Genomic DNA, 1651 nt, shown 5'->3' on the forward strand with positions numbered 1-1651 from the left:
TGTCATCGTGGTTCCGCAGATCAGGGAATTCACCCGCGACGGCGTCATCCTCGACAACGGCCAGACGATCACCCCCGACATCGTCATTGCCGCCACCGGCTACCGCACCGGGCTGGAAGCGATGGTGGGCAGGCTCGGCGTGCTCGATGCCAAGGGCGTGCCGCTGTTCAACGGCGGGACCAGCGACCCGAAGCTGCCGGGCCTATGGTTCACCGGCATGCGGCCGAGCATCCGCGGCTGCTTTGCCAACGCCCGCATCCAAGGCGCCGCGATCGCCCGCAGGATTGCCGGGCGGAAGCGCTGAGCCGCTATTTCCGTATGCGAAGCTTCCGTTTTTGGGTTGCCTTCCGGCCCACGGAACCCTATACGCCGCGAGCGTCGGAGTGTAGCGCAGCCTGGTAGCGCACCTGATTTGGGATCAGGGGGTCGCGTGTTCGAATCACGCCACTCCGACCAGTTACTTTTCGGCAAAGCCAGTTCATTGACTGCGGCCCGGATCACCTCGCGCCACCGGAGACTGGCGCGACTGGACCGTAAACCCGCCGGGCGAGTCCCCAACAACCTCAAGCCCGGCGAGCCTACAACCCGATCTGGAACGCGATCGGGACCGGGATCAACCGGCATATCTCACGGTGCAAGACGGGTGCCAGCGGGACCGTCCCGGAATGGGACAGCGGTGGATGGCCTTCCCTTCTAGTCTAGCGGGCAAAGAGATGCGTCTTATGGAAAAGGGTGCGTCACCCCGGCACGCAGCCTTTCAGCTCCGGAAACTTCTCGTCGAAGCGCGCGGCCCAGCGGACCAGCCGGCCGCGGCCCTTTTCCCATTGGCCGGCGAAGCGCAGCGCGAGATAGCCGAGGGCAGCGCGCAGCGCCATCTGGCCGGCGGTGATCTTCTTCGGCAGCTTCGGCGGGTTGGCGTTGATAAGGTCGAGCGCGGTCGTGATCTTCGCCCACTGGCGGTCGAGCCAGGGCTGATAGACCATGGTGTCGGGACGCGTGCGCCGCTCATAGACCATCGACAGCGCGCAGTCGCATATGCCGTCGGCCAGCGCCTCCAGCACTTCGGCCTCGAGCCGCTTGTCGGGATTGCGCGGGAACAGCGCGTTCTTCGACAGCCGGTTGAGATGCTGGGTGATCGCCCTGCTGTCATGGATAGTGCGGCCGTCCTCCAGCACCAGCACCGGAATCTTGCCCAGCGGATTGGCCGAGATCAGCTCCGCCGGCTTGTCCTCCGTCTTGACCGGGACGAGGTCGATGGCGATGCCGGCATAGGCGGCCGCCATGCGGACCTTCGAGCTGTAGGGTGAGGCGGAGGCGTAGAGCAGCTTCGGCATGATCAGGTTCCTGGTTGTTTGCGCGCACTGTTGACCGTATGGGCTTCCGAGGGCAACGGCCAGCGTCGCCAAAACCTGCCGCCAGCCTGACAGAAGCTTTGGTTGACGGGATGCCTGTCGTTGCTACCGTTCCATGATGATGGTTCGTTCGTCGCCGTGGAAACTGTCCCGGACCGGTCGGAAGCCAAGCCTAGAATAGAATGGCTCCGCGGTGACCGAGGAAGGCACTGTCAGCACCGTCACACCATTTGCCCGCGCGGTTTGCTCGATCTCCAGCATCAGCCGCCTGCCGACGCCACGCCGTTGAAATCCAGGAT

At 64.5% G+C, this 1651-nt stretch carries 2 protein-coding genes, 1 tRNA gene and 1 pseudogene; 2 read left to right on the forward strand and 2 right to left on the reverse strand.

The annotated features are described in order from the left end of the window. Together EOA29_RS35660 and EOA29_RS35665 are read left to right on the forward strand one after the other, a co-directional pair. Window positions 1-304 (forward strand): annotated as a pseudogene (locus tag EOA29_RS35660) (NAD(P)-binding domain-containing protein); the annotation flags it as partial. A 75-nt stretch (window positions 305-379) separates the two neighbouring features. Next, a tRNA-Pro gene (locus tag EOA29_RS35665) sits at window positions 380-456 on the forward strand. A gap of 281 nt (window positions 457-737) precedes the next feature. Here the strand turns inward: EOA29_RS35665 and EOA29_RS35670 are convergent. Together EOA29_RS35670 and EOA29_RS35675 are read right to left on the reverse strand one after the other, a co-directional pair. Beyond that, on the reverse strand, window positions 738-1334 hold the full coding sequence (locus EOA29_RS35670) for a glutathione S-transferase (protein WP_126094791.1): 597 nt from the start codon (window positions 1332-1334) through the stop codon (window positions 738-740). A 123-nt stretch (window positions 1335-1457) separates the two neighbouring features. After that, window positions 1458-1651 (reverse strand): GNAT family N-acetyltransferase (locus EOA29_RS35675; RefSeq protein ID WP_127222340.1); only part of this gene is annotated, 194 nt, incomplete at its 5' end.

The sequence above is a fragment of the Mesorhizobium sp. M1E.F.Ca.ET.063.01.1.1 genome (genome assembly GCF_003998155.1).
Lineage (GTDB): Bacteria > Pseudomonadota > Alphaproteobacteria > Rhizobiales > Rhizobiaceae > Mesorhizobium.